General features: G+C 47.9%; 21 protein-coding genes. 20 read left to right on the forward strand and 1 reads right to left on the reverse strand.

Translation table 11 applies throughout. The annotated features are described in order from the left end of the window. Positions 1 to 12: 12 nt before the first annotated feature. On the reverse strand, positions 13 to 471 hold the full coding sequence (locus tag AC5JBY_RS01600) for a low molecular weight protein-tyrosine-phosphatase (RefSeq protein WP_495902786.1): 459 nt from the start codon (positions 469 to 471) through the stop codon (positions 13 to 15). Between the two features lie 441 nt (positions 472 to 912). Here AC5JBY_RS01600 and AC5JBY_RS01605 point away from each other — a divergent pair, with 441 nt between their 5' ends. The 20 genes from AC5JBY_RS01605 (at position 913) to AC5JBY_RS01700 (ending at position 20,493) form a co-directional block, all read left to right on the forward strand. Next, entirely contained in the window at positions 913 to 1,743 is an 831-nt protein-coding gene (locus AC5JBY_RS01605; RefSeq protein ID WP_495902787.1) for an energy transducer TonB, read from the forward strand. Between the two features lie 114 nt (positions 1,744 to 1,857). Further along, positions 1,858 to 2,109: a hypothetical protein gene (locus tag AC5JBY_RS01610; RefSeq protein WP_495902788.1), complete on the forward strand. Its 252-nt coding sequence runs from the start codon at positions 1,858 to 1,860 to the stop codon at positions 2,107 to 2,109. Positions 2,110 to 2,285: 176 nt separating this feature from the next. Continuing rightward, complete coding sequence (locus tag AC5JBY_RS01615) at positions 2,286 to 3,227, forward strand: PstS family phosphate ABC transporter substrate-binding protein (RefSeq protein WP_495902789.1); 942 nt, start codon at positions 2,286 to 2,288, stop codon at positions 3,225 to 3,227. A 53-nt stretch (positions 3,228 to 3,280) separates the two neighbouring features. Further along, on the forward strand, positions 3,281 to 4,975 hold the full coding sequence (locus tag AC5JBY_RS01620; RefSeq protein ID WP_495902790.1) for a tetratricopeptide repeat protein: 1,695 nt from the start codon (positions 3,281 to 3,283) through the stop codon (positions 4,973 to 4,975). Positions 4,976 to 5,112: 137 nt separating this feature from the next. Further along, entirely contained in the window at positions 5,113 to 5,517 is a 405-nt protein-coding gene (locus tag AC5JBY_RS01625) for an NADH-quinone oxidoreductase subunit A (RefSeq protein ID WP_495902791.1), read from the forward strand. A 127-nt stretch (positions 5,518 to 5,644) separates the two neighbouring features. Then, entirely contained in the window at positions 5,645 to 6,223 is a 579-nt protein-coding gene (locus tag AC5JBY_RS01630) for an NADH-quinone oxidoreductase subunit B (protein ID WP_495902792.1), read from the forward strand. A 5-nt stretch (positions 6,224 to 6,228) separates the two neighbouring features. Next, complete coding sequence (locus tag AC5JBY_RS01635) at positions 6,229 to 6,747, forward strand: NADH-quinone oxidoreductase subunit C (protein WP_495902793.1); 519 nt, start codon at positions 6,229 to 6,231, stop codon at positions 6,745 to 6,747. An 85-nt stretch (positions 6,748 to 6,832) separates the two neighbouring features. Beyond that, positions 6,833 to 8,068 (forward strand): NADH-quinone oxidoreductase subunit D, encoded by a 1,236-nt coding sequence (locus tag AC5JBY_RS01640; RefSeq protein ID WP_495902794.1) that lies wholly within the window; start codon positions 6,833 to 6,835, stop codon positions 8,066 to 8,068. 24 nt (positions 8,069 to 8,092) lie between these two features. Further along, a complete protein-coding gene (locus AC5JBY_RS01645; protein WP_495902795.1) occupies positions 8,093 to 8,590 on the forward strand; it encodes an NADH-quinone oxidoreductase subunit NuoE family protein in 498 nt (165 codons plus the stop codon). A gap of 27 nt (positions 8,591 to 8,617) precedes the next feature. Next, complete coding sequence (locus tag AC5JBY_RS01650) at positions 8,618 to 9,091, forward strand: copper resistance protein NlpE (RefSeq protein ID WP_495902796.1); 474 nt, start codon at positions 8,618 to 8,620, stop codon at positions 9,089 to 9,091. 14 nt (positions 9,092 to 9,105) lie between these two features. Further along, entirely contained in the window at positions 9,106 to 10,467 is a 1,362-nt protein-coding gene (gene nuoF / locus AC5JBY_RS01655) for an NADH-quinone oxidoreductase subunit NuoF (protein ID WP_495902797.1), read from the forward strand. 41 nt (positions 10,468 to 10,508) lie between these two features. Next, positions 10,509 to 11,594 carry an NADH-quinone oxidoreductase subunit G gene (locus AC5JBY_RS01660; protein WP_495902798.1) on the forward strand — a complete coding sequence of 362 codons (1,086 nt, stop codon included), beginning with the start codon at positions 10,509 to 10,511 and terminating at the stop codon, positions 11,592 to 11,594. A gap of 28 nt (positions 11,595 to 11,622) precedes the next feature. Continuing rightward, positions 11,623 to 12,687 carry an NADH-quinone oxidoreductase subunit NuoH gene (gene nuoH, locus AC5JBY_RS01665; RefSeq protein WP_495902799.1) on the forward strand — a complete coding sequence of 355 codons (1,065 nt, stop codon included), beginning with the start codon at positions 11,623 to 11,625 and terminating at the stop codon, positions 12,685 to 12,687. Positions 12,688 to 12,786: 99 nt separating this feature from the next. Beyond that, positions 12,787 to 13,344: an NADH-quinone oxidoreductase subunit NuoI gene (nuoI, locus tag AC5JBY_RS01670; protein ID WP_495902800.1), complete on the forward strand. Its 558-nt coding sequence runs from the start codon at positions 12,787 to 12,789 to the stop codon at positions 13,342 to 13,344. Positions 13,345 to 13,361: 17 nt separating this feature from the next. Further along, positions 13,362 to 13,865, forward strand: a complete 504-nt coding sequence (locus AC5JBY_RS01675) for an NADH-quinone oxidoreductase subunit J family protein (protein ID WP_495902801.1) — start codon at positions 13,362 to 13,364, stop codon at positions 13,863 to 13,865. A 15-nt stretch (positions 13,866 to 13,880) separates the two neighbouring features. Next, a complete protein-coding gene (gene nuoK, locus AC5JBY_RS01680; protein ID WP_495902802.1) occupies positions 13,881 to 14,210 on the forward strand; it encodes an NADH-quinone oxidoreductase subunit NuoK in 330 nt (109 codons plus the stop codon). Between the two features lie 72 nt (positions 14,211 to 14,282). Further along, a complete protein-coding gene (gene nuoL, locus AC5JBY_RS01685; RefSeq protein WP_495902803.1) occupies positions 14,283 to 16,202 on the forward strand; it encodes an NADH-quinone oxidoreductase subunit L in 1,920 nt (639 codons plus the stop codon). 72 nt (positions 16,203 to 16,274) lie between these two features. Beyond that, on the forward strand, positions 16,275 to 17,744 hold the full coding sequence (locus tag AC5JBY_RS01690) for a complex I subunit 4 family protein (RefSeq protein WP_495902804.1): 1,470 nt from the start codon (positions 16,275 to 16,277) through the stop codon (positions 17,742 to 17,744). Between the two features lie 21 nt (positions 17,745 to 17,765). Beyond that, positions 17,766 to 19,145, forward strand: a complete 1,380-nt coding sequence (locus AC5JBY_RS01695) for an NADH-quinone oxidoreductase subunit N (protein ID WP_495902805.1) — start codon at positions 17,766 to 17,768, stop codon at positions 19,143 to 19,145. Positions 19,146 to 19,215: 70 nt separating this feature from the next. Further along, on the forward strand, positions 19,216 to 20,493 hold the full coding sequence (locus AC5JBY_RS01700) for an ABC transporter permease (protein WP_495902806.1): 1,278 nt from the start codon (positions 19,216 to 19,218) through the stop codon (positions 20,491 to 20,493). Positions 20,494 to 20,522: the final 29 nt, after the last annotated feature.

A 20,522-nucleotide genomic window follows, 5' to 3' on the forward strand; every position in this document is an offset into this window, starting at 1 on the left:
TTTTTTCAGTTGTTATAATTTATACCGGCTAATGATAATATCACAAGCCTCGTCGATCATTTTGTATACTTCATGGTAGCCGGGTTCGGTGCCATACCAGGGGTCGGGCACGTCCATATTACTGCCGGGGAGCAGCTCGTTCATGAGCAGGTCCACCTTACCGGCCTGGAACTGCTTTTTAGCCAGCCGTTTCATGTCTTCTACCACATCGCCCGCCATGGCGTAGATCTTGTCGTATTGGTCAAAATCAACCCCGCTGAAGCGGCGAGCCCGTTGCCCGCTGATGTCGACCCCATGTAGCCGGGCTACTTTCTGGGATAGGTGGTGGGGCGCTTCGCCAACATGATAACCATTGGTACCGGCGCTGTCGACCACCCAGTCCAACCCCGCCAGCCGGCTTTTATGCTGTAAAATACCTTCTGCGAGGGGGCTTCGGCATATATTCCCCAGGCAGACCATTAAGATCTTCATAGCCGCAAAGATAATCAGGCCCGGGCAGGTTTGGGGCAACGCATTGACTGGAATGATTTTAGACTGCTGAAAAAAAGCTGAAAATCCGTGAACCTTTTGCAATGGGGCACTAAGGCATGTGTCAACCATGTGTCAGGGATGCTTCTGCCATTGGTAAACACCCCCATTTGACACATGGTTGGCACATGGATGACACAACCTTTGTGCGGTGTTGGGACTGCTGGCGCACAAGACCGCATTCCTGCTAAATCCTCTAAATCCAAAGAATCAAGGTTCAGACAAATTCTTAAAGTCTTCCTAATCATAGCCGGGATTTGTGGATTGTTTTACTGCCTGCATCTCAATAACAAGGACTTGCGCAAGTCATGCTGACAAACTCATCTTCAACGATTTATTCACGCCTTGTGGCCTATAGCGGCACCGGGCAAAAAATCAATTACGATGAAACCAGACATGATACTGCAATCGGACATGCTCGACATACTTTTTGAAGGAAGAAACAAAGACTATGGAGCTTACAGCTTGCGCAAGAACTACAACGGCCGGTTAATGAAGGCGCTCTCCGTCATGTTGTTGCTGGTGCTGCTCCTCGGGGTCGGCTATTTTTGGGCGAATAGTATGGAAAAGGATACCGTGATCCCGCCATTTGTGGACAATACAGCGGTAGTCTTGAATGTAGTAGAGGTCGAAAAGCCCATAGAACAGCCCAAACCCCTGGATAAGCTACAGAAACAAGTAGCAACTATCAAGAGTACGGTACCGGTTATCGTTCCGGAAAATGTGAAGGCCGATCCGCCACCGCCGATCGACGAGCTGGAAAAGGAAACAGCTGCCATTAGCAACGAAACAAGGGATGGAGAGGCGCCTACAGAAACTACTTCACCAGCTCCGGCCGCCTCAACCGGCGGTGCTGGTACGGCGCCTGCCGTTCCGCCTGCACCCGAGGTCGAAAAGGTGCTGCCGGTGGCAGATAAAATGCCGGAATTTCCGGGTGGCCAGGATGCCCTCCGCCGGTTTCTCGGCAGGCACCTGCGGGTGCCGGAAGAGGCCCTTGAAGTGGGTCAACGGGTGAAGGTGCCGGTACGGTTTATAGTCAGTAAAGACGGGCAGCTCTCTGGCGTAGAATTTATGGCTACGGCCGATGAGGCTTTCAAAAAGGAGATACTGCGGGTGGTGGCTAAAATGCCCCGCTGGATACCTGGTTCTGATGGAGGAAAAACGGTATCCGTATACTGCATGATCCCGATCATTTTTGAAGTACCCGAAGAATAAATTTATAATAAGAGTTCGATGATGGAAGGCGTATTAATTTTCGAGTAAAATAATACCCAAGATGTTCAATTGACGGTTATTTCTTATCTTGCCCGAACCCATTAAGCAAATCGGATGACAGCAGAATCAGAAGAAAAAAGAGCAGAAGACAAAAGACAAAAAGCCTATGTGTACAGGCGCGCGTTGATGGACTATGGCATGGGGCTTATCTATTTGGCGATGGGATTGTTTTTCCTGTTGTCCGATAAACTGGGTTTCGAACTTGAATTCCCGACCAAACCTTTCTCCTACATATTCGCAGGATTTTGTTTGTTGTATGGAGGGTTCAGAATTTACAGAGGGTATAAGAAAAACTATTTCCGCTAAGGAAATGCATCTATAAAATCCAATCCAACCGAACTGTAAATACCATTTCCGGTAAGGTATTTGAAAGGTTCTCTTATCCGGCCATTATCCGATTATTCAAACAGCTCAGCAGCGGTCATACTCGTAGCCGTTGTAAAAGGTTTTTGACTAACCGGAGAAAAGAAAATTATTGAGGGATGAAACGCAATAGGAAATTTAGCAGACTTTATAAAATAGGCATAGGGATCGTAGGAGTAGGCATGTTGTTGATGGTTGGCTGCCAAAGTGGAAATGAGCCCGTGTATAAGGACACCTTGAAAACCGGCACCATTCACATCAGCGTAGACGAATCTTTTAAACCGGTGATCGATTCTCAGATCAAAGTCTTTGAATCGCAAAACGCTAAAGCAAAGCTCATTGTAGAATATAAGCCGGAAGCAGAATGTCTGCGGGATTTGAACCAGGACAGTACGCGGCTGGTGATCGTGACCAGGGGGCTGACAGATGGTGAGACCCAAACCCTGGCAACGAAATTGAAATTCAAACCCGTATTCGGGATCCTGGCATATGACGCCATTGCCGTCGTTGTCAATAACGAAGTACGGGATACGCTCTTTACCATGCAGGACATACGCGGTATGGTAAAAGGGGTCAGCGGTTTCAAATACAAAGTGCTGTTGGATGGTACCACCTCTACCAGTACGGTGAGGTTTGTAACAGATTCCTTGCTAAAAGGCCAGCCCATGGGAAAAAATGTAGTGGCGGCTACCAGCAGTGAAGCGGTAATTGAGTATGTATCAAAGAATACGGATGCGATTGGATTGATAGGGGTGAGCTGGATCGGCAATAAAGAGGATTCAACACAGCAAACGTTCCTGCAGAAAGTGAAAATTGCGAAGCTGGAGTGTAAAGGTTGCTCAGGCACGTATGTTGATCCGGTGCAGTATAATATTGCCGCTAACCGCTATCCGATGATCAGGCCGCTGTATTATATTTTAAAGGAAAATTATGAGGGGCTTGGCAGCGGTTTCCGGAATTTTCTCGTCAATGTAGATAAGGGACAGAAGATATTTTATAGAGCTTATCTGTTACCAGGCAGGAGTACATTCGAAGTAAGGCCGATGCAAATTAAAGAGTAAAACAACCAAAAAATACCGTACATTTTAACAACTCTAAAATCAGCAATCGAGAGATGAAAAGAGCATTCACTTTATTAGTAGCAACGGTTGTCACGGCAGGCAACGTTCTTTTTGCCCAGAGCGTAGATCAGGGCAAGAAGTTTTTCTATTACGAGCGTTGGAAAAGTGCGCAGGAAACATTTGAAAAAGTACTCGCCGCCAACCCGAACAATATCGATGCTGTGTATTGGTTAGGGCAAACCTTACTGGAGTTGAAAGACTCTGTAGGCGCTAAGAACCTGTACCAGAAATCACTGACACAAAATGGCAATGCGCCCCTGTTACTCGCAGGTATGGGTCAGATTGAACTGATGGAAGGCAAAGCCAACGATGCCCGTCAACGTTTTGAAACAGCTATCACCCTTACCAAAGGGAAAGATATAGAAGTATTCAATGCAGTAGGTCGTGCTAACACACTGACAAGATCAGGAATCGGTGATCCAAACTACGCGATCGAAAAGCTGAACCTGGCTACCGCAGTTAAGAATTTCAAGGATCCTGAAACATACCTGTTGATGGGTGATGCTTACAGGAAACTGATTGACGGTGGTAATGCTGTACAATCTTACACCAAGGCACTGGGCCTTGATCCAAAACTGGCAGCAGCCAAATACAGGATCGGTAAAGTATACCTCACACAAGGCAATAAGGATTACTTCTTGCCTGCTTTTGAAGAGGCTGTAGCACTTGACCCCGCTTATACGCCTGCTTACTATGAACTGTTCTACTACTGGTATAGCCGGGACGTGAACAAAGCAGGTCCATACCTCGATAAATTCATCGCCAATGCCGACCAGGGACCTGAGCAGGAATACCTGAAAACAGACTTCCTGTTCTCTTCCGGTAAACCAGCAGAAGCAAAGACCAAGGCTGAAGCACTGATCGCTCAATATGGCGATAAAGTAAATCCCCGTATGTACCGTCTGGTAGCCTATGCTGCCGATACATTGGGTGATGCCAATGGCGCTAAAACAGCGATGAATACTTTCTTCACCAAAGCAACAGAAGAAGTTCCTATCAGAGGCACTGACTATGAAGAGCTGGCGAAGATCAACAGCAAAATACCCGGAGCAGAAGCGGAAGTATTTGCCAACCTGGAGAAGGCAATATCAGTAGATACTGCAATGGAAAATAAGCTCAAGTATATCGGCAAAGCGGCTGCATTAGCAAAAGCAAAAGGCGATCGCAACCAGGAAGCTATCTGGTTAGGAAAGGCTTACCGCATGGATCCCAATCCTACTCAGCGCGACCTGTACAATTATGGTTTTGCCCATTACCAGGCCAAGAATTATGATTCTACTATCGCGATTTTCAAGACTTACGAAGAAAAGTATCCCAACGAGATCTATGGTTACCTGTGGAGCGCCCGTGCTGCCCGTGATATAGATACGGCCCTGGAAATGCACATTGCAGCTCCTGAGTACGCTCAATTGCTGGACAATGCCAAGCGTCTTGATTCTACTAAATATAAACCACAGATCATCGAATCACTTCGTATCCTGGCTGGTTACCAGAACAACGTGAAGAAGGATAAAGATTCTGCGATCTACTATCTGCAGCGCATTCTGGATGTGGAGCCAACTGATAAAATGGCTACTCAGTTCATCGAAGCGCTCAGTAAACCAGCAAAAAGCACCACGCCTGCTACCAAGCCCAAAACTGGTGGTAACGCAGCAGGTACTGGTGGTACCAAGCCGACCGGGCGATAACGAACTGATAACATTAATAGTATAAATCCCTGTTATTGCGATAACAGGGATTTTTTTATTTTATTGAATTTGAAGTTTCAAAATTGGAAATTGCGGATGCTGTATTACTTTTGCCCCTAAACAAAAACGGGTTTTTGATGATGTACCTGTTGCAAGTTTCTACCGTTGCCCAGAATCCGGACAACTCCTTCTGGTATTTACCTATCGGTCTGCAACTCCTATTCGCTGTAGTATTTGTAGCTGTTATGATGGGGGTCACACACTGGCTTGGCCCCAAGCGTAATACGGCTGATAAGCTGGAAAACTTTGCCAGCGGTATCAAGAGCCATGGCGATGCACGCCAACCAATGGCCATTAAGTACTTCCTCGTTGCTATTCTTTTCGTTCTTTTTGATGTGGAAGTGATCTTCTTCTACCCTTATGCTGTGAATTTTAAAGGCCTTGGCTGGGATGGTTTCCTGGCTGTTCTCATGTTTGTAGGATTTTTCCTTTGCGGGTTTATATATATAATCAAGAAAGGAGCGTTAACCTGGGAAGATTAAGATTAAAATGCGTTAATGTGGCTGATTGAAAGCGTGATAGAGGCTTATGAGGGGAACCGAAGGGTGTGACAGATTGTTATAATTACGGATGCATTTTTAGATTAACTAATTCTCAAATTCAAATTGTATGGCACGTCCTGTTCAATATAATATTTACGGTCAAACCAAGGTGAAGCTGGTGCAAGAAGGCCCCGAAGGTTATATGGGCGAAGCGTTTATGGCTACCACCCTGGAGCAGGTAGTAGGTATGGCCCGTGCAAACTCTATCTGGCCTTTACCTTTTGCAACATCCTGCTGCGGTATTGAATTCATGGCCACGATGGCTTCTCATTATGACCTGGCCAGGTTTGGCGCTGAAAGGGTAGGGTTTTCCCCACGCCAGTGCGACCTCCTGATGGTAATGGGTACTATTGCCAAGAAAATGGCCCCCGTTGTAAAACAGGTGTACCTGCAAATGGCAGAACCCCGCTGGGTACTGGCCATGGGCGCCTGCGCTTCCAGTGGAGGTATTTTTGACACTTATAGTGTACTGCAGGGCATCGACCAGATCATCCCGGTGGATGTATATGTGCCCGGTTGTCCTCCCCGGCCCGAAGCGGTACTGGACGGCTTCATGCGTGTGCAGGACCTGGTGGGCAAGGAAAGCCTGCGCAGAAGGAACAGTGATAAGTACAAACTACTGATGGAAAGCTACGGAATACAATAAGCTATATGGCATTGACCTACGAACATATTAAACAACGACTGGTAGAAAAATTTGGCGAACAGGTGACTGGTTTTGAAGAACCCTTCGGCATGCTCACCTTCGAAGCGCCCAAAGAGCTCAACTTAAAAATAATGCAGTTCCTGTTTGACGACGCGGAGCTGCAATTTCGTTTTTTGACCGACCTCCAGGCGGTGCATTATCCTGATAACACCGGCAAAGAACTGGCCGTAGTGTATCATCTGCACAACCTGACCGAGAATATACGTATTCGTTTCAAGGTATATACCGACATCAGCAAGCCGGATGTATTCAGCGCTACCGCGCTGTTTTCTGGCGCCAACTGGATGGAAAGAGAGACATACGATTTCTTTGGGGTGAACTTTGTAGGACATCCCAACCTGAAACGTGTGCTCAATGTGGATGAAATGGATTACTTCCCCATGAGGAAAGAATTTCCGCTGGAAGACCAGACAAGGATCGATAAAGACGATGAGATGTTTGGCCGCGGCGGATCTGTTATATAAGATACTTTATACTGAGTTGATCGATACCCTTCGTCAGACTCAGGGTGACTAAGAACTAATTCAAGATTAAACTAACAAGACAGTAATGTCTGACGTAATACAACATTCAAATATCCGGCTACCGGAAGGCTCAATCGAGAAGCAAACCACCACGCTTAACCTGGGGCCTACGCACCCCGCTACGCACGGTGTATTCCAGAATATCCTTGAGCTGGACGGCGAGCGCATCATTTCTTCCGAGCAAACAGTAGGTTATATCCACCGGGCTTTTGAAAAGCTGGCAGAACGCCGACCGCTGTACCAGATTACCACCCTCACCGACCGTTTAAATTATTGCTCTTCTCCCATCAATAACATGGGCTGGCACCTGACCTGCGAAAAGCTGTTGGGTGTTAAGACGCCCAAGCGGGTGGATTATCTGCGGGTGATCATCATGGAGCTGGCGCGTATTTCCGACCACCTGATCTGTAACTCCATCGTGGGTGTAGACAGTGGTGCTTACACAGGCTTCCTGTATGTGATGCAATACCGTGAGCTGATCTATGAGATCTACGAAGAAGTCTGCGGATCACGCCTCACTACCAACATGGGCCGTATTGGTGGTTTTGAAAGAAACTTTACACCGCTTGCTTTCGAGAAGCTCGAAAAATTCCTCCGCGAATATCCCAAAGTGCTGAAAGAGTTTGAAAACCTCTTCAGCCGCAACCGCATTTTCATGGAGCGTACCATGGGCGCCGGCCCTATCAGCGCCGATAGAGCGTTGAACTACGGCTTCACAGGTCCCAACCTGCGTGCCGCCGGTGTCGACTACGACGTACGCATCCATACTCCTTACAGCAGCTACGAAGATTTTACATTCGAAATACCTGTAGGTTCTACCGGTGACTGTTATGATCGTTTCCTGGTGCGCAACCAGGAGATGTGGCAGTCGCTCAGTATCATTGAACAGGCTTACCAAAAGGTACAGGCTTTCAAAGGTGCAGAAGCAGAAGTATTCCACGCCGATGTGCCGGAATATTACCTGCCCGAGAAGAAGGACGTGTACACGAAGATGGAAGCGCTGATCTATCACTTCAAGATCGTGATGGGTGAGATTGATATACCGAAAGGTGAATTGTATTTCCCGGTAGAAGGAGGCAATGGTGAGCTAGGCTTTTACCTCATCAGCGATGGTGGCCGCACGCCTTACCGCCTGCACTTCCGCCGTCCCTGCTTCATCTATTACCAGGCTTATGAGGAGCTGACCAAGGGTGCGATGCTGGCCGATGCCATCATTGTAATGAGTAGCCTGAACCTGATTGCAGGTGAGTTAGACGCTTAATTGTCAAATTTTCTAATTGATATTATGGTTTTTACTGAGGACAAACTAAAGAAAGTACAGGAGATCGTTGCCCGTTACCCCGATGGCAAGCAGAAGAGTGCTTTGATACCTGTATTGCACCTGGCGCAGGAAGAGTTTGGCGGATGGCTGAGCGCTGAAGCAATGGACTATGTTGCTTCCTTGCTGAGCATCGAACCCATCGAAGTGTATGAGGTAGCTACTTTCTATAGTATGTACAATTTAAAACCGGTTGGCCGCTACCTGTTCGAGGTTTGCCAAACCGGCCCCTGTATGTTGAATGGCAGTGACCAGATCATTGACTATATCAAAGAAAAACTCGGCATTGGTGTAGGAGAAACTACTTCCGATGGCCTGTTTACCCTCAAAACCGTGGAATGCCTGGGAGCCTGTGGCTACGCGCCGATGATGCAATTGGGCAAGCATTTTCGCGAGCACCTGACCCGGGAAAAGGTTGATCAGATCATTGAAGAATGCCGTAGCAGGGCAACTTCCATGAACTGATAATTCGTTCCTGTAAAATTGCACGTTATGAGGATAATTAGTTCTTTATGTATCGCTGTATTAGTAGGTGGAGTAGCTTGTCAGGATTCAAACGCAGGTAAGACCAACGAAGAGGCAAAAGGAAGGGATACGGCTGCTATCAGCGCCGACTCTTTGTCCGATGCCATGCCTACACCGGCGCCTCCTTTGGTAACAGCCAGCTATTCGGGTGTATTACCCTGTGCTGATTGTGAAAGCCAGGAAGTGATCCTGAGCCTGCTGAGTGATTCCTCTTACCAGAAGAGAACACTGTATATGGGCAGGAAATCATCCGGACCAGGCAGTAATGAGTTTACCGATACGGGTAAGTATGTGATGCGCGGCGATACATTGATACTGGATATTAAAGATGCTCCCGGCAAATATGTGAAACAGGCTGACAACCTGGTGCAGTTGGATAAGAGTGGTAAGCGTATTACCGGGAAGTTAGCTGATAAGTACGTGTTGAAAAGAACACACTAATTTCAAATCAAGCAATGGGCAGAAAATTATTATTAGAGAAAGCACATGTTGAAGGTATACGTACCTACGACGTGTATCGCCGTGAGGGTGGCTATGCGAGTGTAGAGAAGGCATTAAAGAATATGAGCCCCGACCAGGTAACGGAAGAAGTGAAGAAGAGTGGCCTGCGTGGTCGTGGTGGTGCGGGTTTCCCTACCGGTATGAAGTGGAGCTTCCTGGCCAAGCCCGAAGGCGTGCCCCGCTACCTGGTGTGCAATGCCGATGAATCGGAGCCCGGGACCTTCAAAGACCGCTACCTGATGGAGTTCATCCCTCACCTGCTCATTGAAGGGTTGATCGTGGCTTCCTATGCCCTCGGTTCCAGCAGAACTTACATTTACATCCGCGGTGAATACGCGTGGATACCCGATATACTGGAGCAGGCTATTGCCGAAGCCAATGCCAATGGCTGGCTGGGCAAGAACATCCTGGGCACCGGCTTCGACTGCCAGATCTATGTGCAGCGTGGCGCCGGCGCTTACATCTGTGGTGAAGAAACTGCGTTGATCGAATCACTCGAAGGCAAACGTGGTAACCCACGCATCAAGCCACCATTCCCTGCCGTAAAAGGTTTGTGGGATTGCCCAACGGTGGTAAACAACGTAGAAACCCTGGCGGCTGTAGTGCCCATCATCAACCTTGGTGGCGAAGAGTATGTGAAGATCGGCGTAGGTAAATCTACCGGTACAAAATTGATCTCTGCCTGCGGTAATATCAATAAACCTGGTGTATACGAGATCGATATGACCATCTCTGTAGAAGAGTTCATCTACAGCGAAGAATATTGCGGTGGCATCCCCAATGGTAAAAAACTGAAAGCTTGTATACCTGGCGGTTCATCAGTTCCCATTCTCCCTGCCAACCTGTTGTTCAAAACAGCGAAGGGCGATACACGGATGATGAACTATGAAAGTCTGGCCGATGGCGGTTTCGCTACCGGCACCATGATGGGTAGTGGTGGTTTCATCGTACTGGATGAAGACCAGTGCGTGGTGCGCCACACATTGACGCTGGCCCGTTTCTATCGTCACGAAAGCTGTGGGCAATGCTCACCCTGCCGTGAAGGAACAGGCTGGATGGAAAAGATCTTAAAGAACATTGAATACGGGAAAGGTAAGATGAGCGATATCGACTTGCTGTGGGATATCCAGCGCAAGATCGAAGGCAACACCATTTGCCCGCTGGGTGATGCTGCTGCATGGCCCGTGGCTGCCGCCATCCGCCATTTCCGCGATGAGTTTGAATGGCACGTGCTGAACCCGGTAGAAAGCCAGCAAAGGAACTTTGGTCTGGCCCACTATGCCGATCCAAGACCGGTACCGGCAGCAACAGCGTAAGGATTTTGAACCGTACATTTTAGCCGTTAAGAAATATAACTATGGCCGAAGAAAAGAAACTATTTAAGGTTACGATCGATAACATCACCATTGATGTGGAGCCAGGAACTTCTATCCTGAATGCAGCGCGTATGATTGGAGGTGATGTTGCCCCACCGGCAATGTGCTACTACAGCAAGCTGAAAGGCAGTGGTGGTAAATGCCGTACCTGCCTGGTGGAAGTAGCTGCCGGTTCTACCGCCGACCCTCGTCCGATGCCCAAGCTGGTAGCCAGCTGCCGTACCAACGTAATGGATGGCATGGTGGTAAAGAACATTACCAGCGAGCGGGTGATCGATGCCCGTGCAGGCGTAGTAGAATTCCTCCTGCTCAACCATCCCCTCGATTGCCCGATCTGCGACCAGGCTGGTGAATGCCACCTGCAGGATCTGGGTTATGACCACGGTAAAGAAGGCACCCGCTATGAATTTGGCAGGCGCACATTCCATAAACACGACCTGGGCCCTTATATCCAATTGCACATGACGCGTTGCATCCTGTGCTACCGTTGTGTGTTCACCGCTGATCAGCTCACCAACAAACGTGTACACGGTGTACTGGACAGAGGCGACCATGCTGAGATCGCTACGTATATCGAGAAGTCATTGGACAACGATTTCATCGGCAACGTGATCGATGTATGCCCTGTAGGCGCCCTGACCGATAAAACATTCCGTTTCAAGAACCGCGTATGGTTCCTGAAACCAGTGGATGCTCACCGCGATTGTCCCAAGTGTTCTGGTAAAGTAACACTGTGGAACAGGGGCGATGAAGTATACCGCGTTACTGCCCGTAAAGATCAGTGGGGTGAGGTAGAAGACTGGATCTGTAACGAATGCCGTTTCGATAAGAAACTAACAAGCGACTGGGTGATCGAAGGGCCTACGAAGGTGAGCCGTCAGTCGGTAATATCACAAGGCCATTATGTTGGCTTGCATAAACCGAAGGAAACATTGACGGAAGTGCTGGAAGGCCGCAAGCCACGCTTACTGATGGATATCCACGATGTGAGCCAGGTGAATAAGCCGAATATCGAGCTGTCGAAGATTGCAGGGCCGGCGCATTCGGACGATTTTTCCAAGAAGTAATTAGTGATTAAAAGTTGACTCTTATAATATGTATTCTACCTTATTAGCATTTGACTGGTTGTTCCTGATCGAGAAACTGGTATTGATCGTTGGTATCATTTCCGTTTCGCTGGGCATTGCGATGTATGAAACCTGGGCCGAACGTAAGGTAGCGGCTGTAATGCAGGACCGCCGTGGTCCCAACAGAGCCGGTCCCTTTGGATTGTTCCAACCACTGGCCGACGGTCTGAAGCTGTTCATGAAAGAAGAGATCATCCCCAATACCTCCAACAAATGGCTGTTCATCCTGGGCCCTTGCCTGGCGATGCTGGCAGCGATGATGACATCGGCGGTTATTCCCTGGGGTGGTAAGATCGATTTCTTTGGCAGAGAAGTAAACCTACAGATCACTGATATCAATATTGGCATCCTCTACATATTCGCAGTCGTGAGCATGGGTATCTATGGCATCATGATCGGCGGCTGGGCTTCCAACAATAAGTTCTCCCTGATGGCCGCGCTGCGTGGTGCATCCCAGGTAATCTCTTATGAGTTACCGATGGGCCTTTCGCTGATCGCGCTGTTGCTGGTAACAGGCTCTTTGAAAATGAGTGCGATTGTTGGCGGGCAGATCGATGGTGTGTGGAATGTAGTATACCAGCCATTAGGCTTCCTCATCTTCCTGATCTGCGCTTTTGCAGAATGTAACCGTACACCGTTTGACCTTCCCGAAGCGGAGAACGAGTTGAACTTTGGTTACCACCAGGAGTACTCTTCCATGAAACTTGGATTTTATCTGTTCGCAGAATACATCAATATGTTCATCAGCAGTGCGGTAATGGCTACCCTGTATTTTGGTGGCTATGACATTCCGTTTGTGAATGATGGACAGCTGACAGAGAAGATTGGAATGAACTGGATGGCCCTGTTGCAGGGAGGTATGCTGTTTGCCAAAGTGGTAGGCTTCATCCTCCTGTTCATGTGGGTACGTTGGACCATCCCGAGGTTCCGTTATGACCAGCTGATGCACTTGGGTTGGAAGCGTTTGGTGCCGCTGGCATTGCTCAATATGATCATTACAGCTGCAGTGATACTGTACCAGCTGAAAAAATAAACAAGGAGCCGGGCATCCTGCTGTAATTAGATAATAATTCGATTTCTTTGCAGCCATAAAGATGCCTGGGTCAGCAATCGTAACATGTAATTAATTAGTATGCAAGCATTAACGAGCAGAGCGAAGCCGGTGGAGCGTAAGCCCATGACTATTGTGGAGCGGCTATACCTTTGGAATATCTTCAAGGGTATGATGATTACGCTGAAGCACGTTTTCATGAAGAAGCCCACCATCAACTATCCAAAGGAGACGCGCCCTTTCAGTCCTGTATTCCGCGGTTTGCATGTGTTGAACCGTGATGAGGAAGGACGTGAGCGTTGCACAGCCTGCGGTTTGTGTGCAGTAGCCTGCCCCGCTGAAGCCATTACGATGGAAGCAGCAGAACGTAAGAACGGTGAAGAGCACCTGTACCGCGAAGAGAAATATGCGGCCAGGTACGAGATCAATATGCTGCGTTGTATCTTTTGTGGTTTGTGTGAAGAAGCCTGTCCCAAAGATGCAGTATACCTGAGTGAGACTTTTGCTCCGGCCAACTATCAGCGCAAAGGATTTATCTATGGTAAGCCCGACCTGCTGATACCAAACCCCAAAGAGAATCCCGAAGAATATAAACAAGCACTGGGCAACCGGGCTAATAAGCAACAACAGGCGAACTAAACCACCCGCGTACTGCAATGAGCATATCTGAAATATTATTCTACTTTTTGAGTGTACTGGCACTGGGCAGCGCCCTGATGGTTGTTATCAGCCGTAATCCTGTACACAGCGTACTGTGGCTGATCGTTACATTCTTTGCCATTTCCGGCCACTATATTATGATGAATGCCCAGTTCCTGGGTATTGTGAACCTGATCGTATACGCAGGCGCCATCATGGTACTGTTCCTGTTCGTGATCATGTTGATGAACCTGAATGCAGAAACCGAGCCCAAAAAGAACAAGTGGTTACGCATGGCCGGCATTGTGGCTGGCGGCTGCTTACTCCTTGTAATGGTTGCCGCGCTGAAAGATGCCGATGTGAAGAGTTCTGCGGTGCAGTTGAATTCAGGCAACATTGGCCTTATCGAGCAACTGGGTAAAACATTGTTTACTGACTATGTAGTGCCTTTTGAGATCAGCAGCGTATTGTTTCTGAGCGCGATGGTAGGTACTGTAGTAATTGGTAAGAAAGGAGATTAATTAGCATATTGTTTTATGAATATTGAATATTACATCGTTTTGTCCATCGCGCTGTTTTGCATCGGTATCACTGGTGTACTTACACGCCGCAACGCCATCATCATCTTTATGTGCATTGAGCTCATGCTGAATGCCGTGAACCTGTTGCTGGTTGCATTTTCCAAAATGCACCACCTGAAAGGCGTGGCCGCCAATCCCACTGCAGGGATCGATGGACAACTGTTTGTATTTTTTATCATGGTGGTAGCGGCAGCGGAGGTAAGTGTGGGCCTGGCTATCATTGTAATGATGTACCGGAATGTACATTCAGTAGACGTTAATTTCCTTAACCGGTTGAAACACTAAGATCTGGAGTAAGGCGAAAAGCAGCTATGAAAAGCTGCTCACGGCTGGCTTCCGACTTCCAACAAAGGCTTTATGAAGAATGTTTTACAATTAGTGTGGTTAATTCCCTTGCTTCCATTGATCGGCTTTTTGATCAATGGCCTGTTTCGCAAGCAGCTTTCAAAATCCCTCACAGGTATTATTGGCAGTGGCGTGATCTTAGGCTCTTTCGTGATCAGCTTGCTTATCTTCCTGGAGGTAAAAGCAGGGCACACTGCTGTAGTGGACCTGTTCGACTTTATTAAGGTGGGTAAACTATCCATTCCTTTCTCCTTCCAGGTCGACCAGCTTTCTTCTCTTTTCTTGTTGATCATTACCGGTGTCGGTTTCCTGATACACGTATACTCTGCGGCTTATATGCACGAAGAGGAAGGACAGCATTTTGCCCGGTATTTTGCTTACCTCAACCTGTTCGTATTCTCCATGTTGCTGCTGGTACTCGGCTCCAACCTGGTGATCATGTTCATTGGTTGGGAAGGCGTAGGGCTTTGCTCTTACTTACTGATCGGCTACTGGTTCAAGAATGTTGATTATACCAACGCTGCCAAGAAAGCCTTTGTGATGAACCGTATCGGTGACCTCGGTTTCCTGCTGGCCATCTTCTGGATCATCAACCAATTTGGAACGGTTACTTATGGCGACCTGTTCAAGCAGGTAGCAGAAAAAGCCGGCACGCTCGAGGGCGGTGTGGTTATTACAGGCATCACTTTATTACTGTTTGTAGGTGCTACCGGTAAAAGTGCCCAGATACCATTATATACTTGGTTGCCTGATGCGATGGCGGGTCCTACACCTGTATCGGCCCTGATCCACGCGGCTACGATGGTGACGGCGGGTATTTACATGATCGCGCGCAGCAACATCATGTACACCCTGGCGCCCACCACACAAGCCGTTGTAGCAGTTATTGGTCTGGCAACTGCAGTGTTTGCGGCCACGATTGCCATCAAGCAAAATGATATTAAGAAAGTACTGGCCTATTCTACAGTGAGCCAGTTGGGTTATATGTTCCTGGGTCTCGGTGTTGGTGCTTATACCGGCGCTGTATTCCACGTAATGACACACGCTTTCTTCAAAGCCCTGTTGTTCCTTGGTGCCGGTTCAGTTATTCATGCTATGCACCATGAGCAGGACATCCGCAAAATGGGTGGTTTGAAAAAATACCTGCCCATCACGCACATTACATTCCTGTTGGGATGTATCGCTATTGCAGGTATCCCGCCTTTCTCCGGCTTCTTCTCCAAAGATGAAATACTGGCCGCAGCCTTTGCCAAGAGCCCTGTTCTCTGGGGTATTGGTTTAGTGACGGCAGGTATGACTGCTTTCTATATGTTCCGCCTGTACGCTACTACTTTCTTGGGTCAGTTCCGTGGAGCAGAGCAGCTGCATGGTCACCATCCCCATGAAAGCCCGATCGCTATGACGCTGCCTTTGATCATACTGGCAGTGTTGAGCGTGGCTGGTGGATGGGTTGGCATTCCTGAAGTGCTGATGCCGAATGCACACGCGCTGGAACATTTCCTCGATCCTATTTTCGCTGAGTCTGCCAAACATGCACATGGACATCACCTCGATCATACCACTGAATATGGATTGATGGCCGCGTCTGTAGGCCTGGCGGTGATCGCTATTTTCTATGCTATAGCGCGTTACAGCAAGCGTCCTGAGCTGGGAGAGCCTACTGGTTTTGGAAAAGTACTCGCTAATAAATGGTATGTAGACGAACTATATAATTTCATTATTGTACGTCCCCTGCAATGGCTGGGCAAATTCCTGAACAGCTTTGTAGAAAAAGATGTGATCGACTGGACGGTGAATGGCATTGGCCGGTTGGTAGGCTACAGCAGCCGCCAGGTGCGCCTGTTGCAAAGCGGTCAGGTAGGCAGCTATGTGTTGCTGATGGTGCTGGGCATACTGGCATTCTTCGTTATACAGTTCTTTGTGAAAAAGTAAGTTGTGAATAGTCAGTAGTGCGCATTGATAAGTGTGGTCAGAATCTTTAAATCAGAAATTTAGAAATCAGAAATGATACCTGTTTTACTAATCGTTATCCCGTTGCTGAGTGGTTTGGCCGCTTTCTTCATTAAACAGGAGAAGAGCGTGAAAACCTGGGCTGTATTCTCCACGGTGATTACGCTGGCTGTTTCCCTGCTTGGATTGACGGTAATGAAAAAGGCAACTGACCTGCACACCGATGTAGAGTGGTTACCCCTGTTGGGCAGCCGGTTTACAGTAGGATTGGATGGTATGGGCCAGATATTGTGCCTGTTGACAGCGGTTGCATTCCCCATGATCTTCCTGGCTACCTGGAATGCCAGTTATAAGAAAGCACATAATTTCTTTGCCTTCATGCTGCTTTCACAGGCAGGTTTGATGGGCGTATTCCTGGCGTATGATGCTTTATTGTTCTACTTCTTCTGGGAACTGGCGCTGATACCTGCTTACTTCCTGTGTTCTACCTGGGGTGGCGAAAAACGTATCGCAGTCACTTTCAAGTTCTTCATTTATACATTTATCGGTTCCCTGTTGATGTTGGTAGGTATCATTTATCTCTACCTGCATACGCCCGATCAATCTTTTGCACTCGAATCTTTTTATAAAGCCACACTTACGACCAAAGAGCAGGGCTGGGTTTTCTGGCTGTTCTTTATTGCCTTTGCCGTTAAGATGCCGGTGTTTCCTTTCCATACCTGGCAGCCCGATACGTACGAGCAATCACCCACGGCTACTACCATGGTACTGAGTGGTGTGATGGTGAAGATGGGCTTGTTTGGTATCCTGCGCTGGCTGGCGCCTGTATTGCCCATGGCTACCTGGCTCAATGGTGATACAGTAGGTCTGTTGTGTGTGATCGGAATGATCTACGCTTCACTGGTTGCTATGCAACAGGATGACCTGAAGCGCCTGATCGCTTATTCATCTATTGCCCACGTGGGCCTCATGTGCATGGCCATCTTCGTTACTTCCGACCAGGGCATGCAAGGTGTGATGATACAAATGTTCAACCACGGTATCAACATCATCGGTATGTGGATCGTGGTGGAATTGATCGAGCGTCAGCTGCACACCCGCAAAATATCTGAACTGGGAGGCATTGCACAAAAGGCGCCCGGACTGGCTATTCTGCTGGTAATAGTGGCACTGGCCAATGTGGCCCTGCCATTGACCAACGCATTTGTGGGTGAGTTCCTGTTGTTCAACGGGGTATTCAACTCTTCCGTTTCAAAAATGGGCTATGTGTTTGCAGCAGCAGCAGGTATCACCGTGATCCTGTCGGCAGTATACACGTTAAATATGATCCAGCGGGTATTTTATGGTAATACCAATACCCTCACTGCCGGTGTTCAGGATGTTAAGTTCAATGAAAGGTTTGTACTGGGTGTACTGGTCATCGCCATCCTGGTGATCGGTGTATATCCCAAACCCTTCCTGGAGCTTACGCAGGGTAGCGTAGACACCATTTTATCAAGAATGATCATTAAACAGCCATCTTAAGCGAAAGCATAGATTTAAGTTATGAATGCAATTGTAATATCGGCTATCTGGGGTGTAGTGATGATGTTCAGCGGAATATTCAGCAAGAACAATGCTGTTATCCGTGGTACCGCACTCACTGGTCTTGCCTTACTGATCGTAGTGAATATTTTGGAGATGGGTGGCACACACCTCTTCAAGGTGAACGTGCATGGCATGCTTTCCTTCGATAGCTTCAGCCTGCTCTTCAACACTATTGCTTTCGGCAGCACCTTCCTGTATTCCTTGCTGTCGGGCCGTGATATGGAAAAAGTAGGTCGCAGCACGCCTGATTATTTTGCATTGATCTTCTTTATACTCTGTGGTGTCAGCATCTCTTCTTCTTTCAACACCTTACTAATGCTGTTCCTGGGTATCGAGATCATGTCTATTCCGCTGTACATTCTTACTGGTACCGATAAAAGGAACCTCAAGAGTAACGAAGCTTCACTGAAATACTTCCTGATGGGTTCTTTCTCTACCGGCCTCATGTTGATGGGTATCACCCTGATCTATGGTGCCAAAGGAAGTTTCAACCTGAACGTGATCAGCCTGGGAACAGGAGAACTGACACCAATGGTGGGCGCTGGTTTACTATTGTTATTATTCTCCATGGCCTTCAAAGTATCGGCGGCTCCGTTCCACTTCTGGACACCCGATGTATACGATGGAGCGCCTACGGTGTTCACTTCTTTCATGGCTACGATCATCAAGGCAGCAGCGTTCATCGCCTTCCTGCGTTTGTTTGATGATGGCTTTGGTGAGTTGCGCCCACGCTGGCAGCTGGTGGTAGCGATCATTACAGCAGCCACCCTGATCATTGGTAATATCACAGCCGTATTCCAGCAAAGCGTAAAGCGGATGCTGGCCTACTCCTCTATAGCACAGGCAGGGTTCATGATGTTTGCACTGGTAGCCCTGAATGGCGTGGCCAAGCAGGGATTGATCTTCTACACAGCTGCTTACAGCATTGCCACCATTGGCGTATTTGCCGTGCTGATCAAGATGAAAGATTACACGTTTGAAGGGTTCAATGGCCTTGCCAAACGTCAGCCTGTGTTAGCTGCAGCTGCTACGGTCTTCCTGCTTTCATTAGCCGGTATCCCCGCCACAGCAGGTTTCATGGCCAAGTTCTACATGTTGACCGCCGCCGTAAATGATGGCCATGTAATGTGGCTGGTCATTGTAGGTGTGCTGTGTGCAGCCATCAGTGTTTACTACTATTTCCGCGTTATACAAGCCATGTACTTTAAAGACGGTGATAACCAGGAAGTGGAAGCTTCCCCGGCTTTCAAAGGACTGCTGGTGATCATGGCTGCTATCGTGGTATTACTGGGTATCTTCCCCCAATGGCTGATAGATAAGCTTTACTATTTCCTCTAATGTGAGGGCTATTTGATGAGCGTCTCCCGCTGTTCAGTAATATTTCTTACTTTAGTGAGACATATTTTATATGACATTCCGGGATACCTTCTCCTTAGCTTTTAGAACGGTGCGTGGCAACAGGCTACGTACGGGTATTACAGTAGCTATTATTGCACTGGGTATTGCTGCATTGATAGGCATCAATACGGCAATTGCCGCTATGCAGCAGAAGTTCCTGGAAAGCTTCTCCTCCATGGGCGCTACCGGCTTCACCATCCGCTTTCGGGAGCCGCGTAACTTCTTCGGCAACAACTCTTCGATCAAGAAGGAGCAAAAGGGTAAAAAGAAAGAAAAGAAATCCAACCAGGGTAAGCCCATCACTCAACTACAGGCCGAAACTTTCAAATCTACTTTCCAATTCCCGGCCCAGGTGAGCATGAATATATTTGGCAGCCGCAACGCTATTGTTTCAGCCGGTAGCAAAAAAACGAATCCAAACGTATGGATATTGGGTGGTGATGAAAACTATGCCGACCTAAACGGTTTTACCATTGCTTTTGGACGTAACCTCAACACACTGGATATTCAATCAGGTCGTAATGTATGCCTTATCGGACGTGACGTGGCCAAGAAGTTTTTTGGCGACAATATAGAAGCGCCGGTAGGCAAGACCATCAAGATCAATAATATTCCCTTTCTGATTGTAGGTTCTCTGGCAGCTAAGGGCTCCACATTGGGCAGAAGCCTCGATAATTCAGTCATCACTTCTTATTCCAATGTGCGTAGTTATTTCAACTCCAATGCCAACGCTTCTTTCTCTTTACAAATAAAAGTGGCTGATATCAAACTGATGGATGGTGCTATCGGCGAGGCTACCGGGATCTTCCGCCCTATCCGCAAACTGATGGTAACGGAAGATGATAATTTCGTGATCGATAAGAGCGACAGCATCGTGGAAATGCTGATGCGCAACCTGAGCTTCATCACCATTGCTGCTGTAGTAATTGGCATCATTACCCTTGCCGGAGCAGCCATTGGTCTTATGAATATTATGTTGGTGGCTGTTACTGAACGTACTAAGGAAATTGGTCTCGTGAAAGCCATTGGCGGCAAGGCAAGAAATGTACGCATACAGTTCCTGCTCGAATCTATTATTATTAGCCTGCTGGGCGCCATCATTGGCATCGTTGTCGGTATTCTTTTTGGTAACGTTGCCGGGCTGCTGTTATCTACCACCTTTGTAGTTCCCTGGGGTTGGGTGATAGCAGGTGTGGTGATCTGCTCACTGGTAGGTTTGTTTGCCGGGTTATATCCCGCTATTAAGGCCTCCCGTCTTAATCCTATCGAAGCCCTGCGCTACGAATAATCCTTCTTAACATAGCTTTAAGAGTGTTG

Source organism: Paraflavitalea sp., assembly GCF_059502485.1.